This is a genomic window from Streptomyces sp. NPDC001985, from assembly GCF_040296845.1.
In the GTDB taxonomy this organism is placed as follows: domain Bacteria; phylum Actinomycetota; class Actinomycetes; order Streptomycetales; family Streptomycetaceae; genus Streptomyces.
Genome location: NZ_JBEOYB010000162.1, coordinates 1 through 4,866, shown reverse-complemented (window position 1 = coordinate 4,866; position 4,866 = coordinate 1). Strand labels below are relative to the sequence as shown.

3 protein-coding genes and 2 pseudogenes are annotated in these 4,866 nt (G+C 69.6%); all 5 read left to right on the top strand.

What is annotated here, in order from left to right:
• Nucleotides 1-102: pseudogene (locus tag ABT122_RS33235) on the top strand (ATP-binding protein); the annotation flags it as partial.
• Between the two features lie 338 nt (nucleotides 103-440).
• Complete coding sequence (locus tag ABT122_RS33230; protein WP_351559864.1) at nucleotides 441-3,662, top strand: sensor histidine kinase; 3,222 nt, start codon at nucleotides 441-443, stop codon at nucleotides 3,660-3,662.
• Between the two features lie 10 nt (nucleotides 3,663-3,672).
• Nucleotides 3,673-4,086: a roadblock/LC7 domain-containing protein gene (locus ABT122_RS33225; RefSeq protein WP_009997645.1), complete on the top strand. Its 414-nt coding sequence runs from the start codon at nucleotides 3,673-3,675 to the stop codon at nucleotides 4,084-4,086.
• 96 nt (nucleotides 4,087-4,182) lie between these two features.
• Nucleotides 4,183-4,737 (top strand): DUF742 domain-containing protein, encoded by a 555-nt coding sequence (locus ABT122_RS33220; protein ID WP_351559862.1) that lies wholly within the window; start codon nucleotides 4,183-4,185, stop codon nucleotides 4,735-4,737.
• Nucleotides 4,718-4,866: pseudogene (locus tag ABT122_RS33215) on the top strand (ATP-binding protein); the annotation flags it as partial. The gene ABT122_RS33220 and the pseudogene ABT122_RS33215, both read left to right, overlap by 20 nt.

Sequence of the window (4,866 nt, the reverse complement as noted above, 5' to 3'; positions counted from 1 at the left end):
CCCGACACCCCCATCATCACCACCGACGCCCGCCACCGCGCCGACGCCAAAAGCGCCCTCATCACCCTCGTCGAACACGCCCTCATGGCCCGGCTCAAGTAGACAGAGACGTACGGCAGTTGTCGTAGTTATGCGCGGGGCGGACTGTGTCCTTTGACACGGCCCGCCCCCGTGTTCATAACGTTTCGACAGAGAATTACCGTGGTTCGGACACTCGATGCATACGCCCGGTACCGCTGCGCTCACATTTCCATCGCCTTTTGAAAGGGCTCGCTCTTTATGCCCGTTTTATCTGCGGGTACGATCCCTGGGAATGGCTGATTCCAACTGTTTGGAACGGACCCACTCCACATGCTGAAATTCGACGGACTTCTGAGTAGTACGGCTCCGAACGAAACACGGCACAGCGTAGGTGCCGACGCCGAGAGGTTGTTGGTCGAGTGAGGCGAAGCAAGCAGGGCTCCGCGGAGCAGCAGGCACGGGGCAACTTCACCCCGCCGCCGCGCGCAGCGGCACCCCCTGCCGCCGAGCCGACGGCCGCGCCGGCCCCGGCCGGCTCCAGCAGCCGGTTCTCCCCGCGGAACTGGCGGGTGCCCGCGCGGCTGAACGCCATCCTCCTCATCCCGGTGCTCGTGGGCCTGGTCATGGGAGGTTTTCAGGTCAAGGGCTCGATCGACACCTGGGACGAGGCGCAGAACGCGGAGCGGACGGCGCTGATCGTGCGCGCCGCGTCGCAGTACGGCGAGGCGCTGCTCGACGAGCGCGACCTCACCGCGCAGCCGCTGCTCACCGCCACCACCCCCGCGGCGCGCCGCGCCCCCGAGGTCACCAGGGCGTACACCGCCACCGACGAGGCGAAGAAGGCCTTCGACGAGGCCGTGCGGGAGCTGCCGCCCGGGGAGGGCCTGGAGCGCAGGCTCGAACTGTTCCGCGAGGAGGAGCCGGGGCTGAAGAAGCTCCGCGAGGCCGCCTACACCACCAGCCTCGACCCGGTGGCCACCGAAGAGGGCTATGTCCAGGTGCAGCACTCCCTCATGGAGTTCGCCAACGAGTTGGGGCTCGGCACCGGAAATGTGACCAGTTACGGTCGCATGGTCTACGCCATTCAACTCGCCAAGGCCGCCGAATCCCTTCAGCGCTCCATTGGTACGCACCTTCTGGTCCGCCCGAGCGACAAGCGCGATGTCTTCGCCAAGCAGACCATCGCCTTCAATTCGTACAACTACCTTGAGCAGATCGCCATCGCCGAGTTCGTCTCGGGCGGCACCCAGGCCGATACGGACCGGCTCCAGTCGGTCACCTCGACCAAGGAGCGGGCGGCGGTCAAGAAGCTCCAGGAGAGCGGGCTGACCCCGCCCGAGGCGCGCAAGTCCTCCTTCACCGGTATGGCCGAGCGGATCGGCACCGGCGCCAAGCCGTCGAAGCTGGCCGATGAGGACATCACCGCCGAGACCTGGATGGCGGTCGCCACCGCCAAGTTCGACGCCTACAGCGAGGTCGAGGGCGACCTCGTCGACCGGGCCGTCGAGGAGGCCGTGGCCATCGCGGACGACGCCCGGCAGGACGCGATCGTCAACGCCCTGATCACCGTGGTCTCGCTGCTCGTGGCCTTCGTCCTGGCCGGGGCCGTGGCCCGCCAGATGAGCCGCTCCATGCAGCAGCTCCGCACCGCCGCCTTCGCCATCGCCGAGCAGCGGCTGCCGCTCCTGGTGGACCAGCTCTCCCGTACCGAGCCCGGCCGGGTGGACACCCGGGTGCAGCCGATCCCGATCGACACCCAGGACGAGATCGGCGAGGTCGCCCGCGCCTTCGACCAGGTGCACCGCGAGGCCGTGCGGCTCGCCTCCGAGCAGGCGATGCTGCGGGGCAATGTCAACGCCATCTTCACCAACCTCTCCCGGCGCAACCAGTCGCTGATCGAGGGCCAGCTGACCCTGATCAGCGATCTGGAGAACAGCGAGGCCGACCCGGACCAGCTGGCCGCCCTCTTCCGCCTCGACCACCTCGCGACCCGGATGCGCCGCAACGGCGAGAACCTGCTCGTCCTCGCGGGCGAGGAGCCGGGCCGGCGCTGGAACCAGCCCGTCCCGCTGGTCGACGTGCTGCGCGCCGCCTCGTCCGAGGTGGAGTCGTACGAGCGCATCGAGCTGACCGGGGTCCCCGAGACGGACATCCACGGCCAGGCCGTGACCGACCTCGTCCATCTGCTCGCGGAGCTGCTGGAGAACGCCACCGCCTTCTCCTCGCCGCAGACCAAGGTCCGGGTGACGGCCACCCGGCTCCCGGACGGCCGGATCATGATCGAGATCCATGACAAGGGCATCGGGCTGACCGCCGAGGACTTCGCGGACATCAACCACAAGCTGGCCAACCCGCCGACGGTGGACGCGGCCGTCTCCCAGCGCATGGGCCTCTTCGTGGTCGGCCGGCTCTCCGACCGGCACGGCATCCGGGTCCAGCTCCGCCCCTCGGGCGAGCAGGCGGGCACCACCTCGCTGGTGATGCTCCCGGACGCGATCACCCATGGCGGCGGTGGCGAGCCGCTGCCCAGCGACGACTTCACCGTCTCCCAGATCATCCCGGAGCAGCCGTCCTTCTCCGGGCCGCCGATGCTCACCGCGGCGGAGCTGGGCTTCGACGACTCCCGCTACGAGGAGACGCCCGCAGGCACGCCCCGGCTGGACCCTGTCAACCGCTCACTGAAGCGCGAGGAGCGGCGGGCGGCACTGGAGGCGCAGTCGCACAGCGGCGAGCGCCCCGGCCACCAGCCCCGGGAGCAGCCTTACGAGCAGGGCGGTTACGCGGCCGGTTTCGGCGGCGGGAACTACCCGGACCAGGGCTTCACCCCGCAGGAGCCCGCTCCTGCGGCCTACCCCGGCCACCTCGGCGACGGCTATCCCGACGCCGGGTACCGGACCGGGCAGCAGGGGCCTGCGGGATCTTCGGCCCAAGGCTATGCGGAGGCTGTCCCTCAGCCGCGGCAGAGTGCTCAGCCGCAGTACGAAGGCCACTTCGGCACCCAGCCCCACCAGGGCGACTGGACGGATCAGACCTCCTACCCCAGCACGTTTGAGCCGAATTTCCAGCCAGAACCGGAGTCGAATTCCACGCTTTCCGGCGGCCCCACGACCGGCCCCGAGCGCGTAGGCTTCGACCGTCCGGGCCGCTCCTCGGGCGGCGGCCACCAGCTGACCGAGGCCGGTCTGCCGCGCCGCGGTTCCCAGCAGCAGCCGCAGCCCGCGCAGCAGTCCCAGCCCCAGCAGCAGTGGCAGCAGCCCGTGGCGGAGGTCCCGCCGGCACCGGCGGGCGACCGGCCCGAGGGGACGGGCGAGGAGAGCGCGCCCGCCGGCCCCGCGGACTGGCGCTCCGCCAACGACGAGCGCTGGCAGCGGGCCGAGAAGCTGCGGGAGCCCAAGGCGGGCGGGGTCACCTCGTCCGGGCTGCCGAGGCGGGTGCCCAAGGCCAATCTCATCGAGGGCGCCGCGGAGCAGACCACTCAGCAGGGTCCCCCGATCTCCCGGGCCCCGGAGGATGTGCGCGGCAGATTGAGCAACCTGCGCCGCGGTGTCCAGCGGGGGCGCAGTGCGGGGGCGGACACGAACGGACCGGCCACTTACGATCACACCAGTGGCCCGGGCAGTACCTACAACCAGGAGCGTTAGTGTGAGCCCGATGAGCCAGGCGGCGCAGAATCTGAACTGGTTGATCACCAACTTCGTGGACAACACCCCCGGGGTGTCCCACACGGTGGTGGTCTCCGCCGACGGACTCCTGCTGGCGATGTCCGAGGGATTCCCGCGTGACCGAGCCGATCAGCTGGCGGCTGTCGCCTCCGGTCTGACCTCGCTGACCGCGGGGGCGTCGAGGATCTTCGAAGGCGGGGCCGTCAACCAGACGGTCGTGGAGATGGAGCGGGGCTTCCTGTTCATCATGTCCATCTCCGACGGTTCCTCACTGGCCGTGCTCGCCCACCCGGAGGCCGACATCGGCCTGGTGGGATACGAGATGGCCCTGCTGGTGGACCGGGCCGGGAACGTCCTGACGCCGGACCTCCGCGCGGAACTTCAGGGCAGTCTTCTCAACTAACTGGCAGACAGTGCGTTTCACGCCACCGCACCATAGGGTGCGGTGGCGCGGCTCCACAGGGACGGGAACCGGCGACTCGCAGTCGGAGGAGGAAACGTGGCAACACCCCCGGGCGGACGCCCGTATGACGGCGGTGCTCACCGGATGCCCGACGAGCGCTCCCGGCATCGCTACAGCTCTCCCTCCGCGCCGGACAGACACGGCGCCCAGCAGCCCTACGCCTCCTCGTACGAGCGGCAGCCGTACGAGCAGCAGCACTACCAGCAACAGCGGCGGGCGGCTCCCGAGCCCCCGTACCACCAGAACGCGCTCAACCCGCTGGTGCGTCCGTACGCCATGACCGGCGGACGGACCCGGCCGCGCTACCAGCTCGCCATCGAGGCGCTGGTCAGTACCACGGCCGATCCGATGAGCCTGCAAGGGCAGTTGCCCGAGCACCAGCGGATCTGCCGGCTCTGCTTCGAGATCAAGTCGGTGGCCGAGATCTCGGCGCTCCTCCATATTCCCCTCGGCGTCGCCCGGATTCTCGTCGCCGATCTGGCGGAGGCCGGCCTCGTCGCCATTCACCAGCCAGGCGGCGACGAGGCCGCCGGCGGTCAGCCAGATGTGACACTGCTCGAAAGGGTGCTCAGTGGACTTCGCAAGCTCTAGCGGCGGGGCTGCCCGCTCCACCACCAGCGCGAAAATCGTGGTGGCGGGCGGATTCGGCGTGGGCAAGACCACGTTCGTCGGCGCCGTCTCGGAGATCAACCCGCTGCGTACCGAAGCCGTCATGACGTC

Bases quoted from the DNA above. Each gene is read 5' to 3' on its own strand.
- ABT122_RS33225 (WP_009997645.1), top strand. From the start codon at position 3,673: ATGAGCCAGGCGGCGCAGAATCTGAACTGGTTGATCACCAACTTCGTG.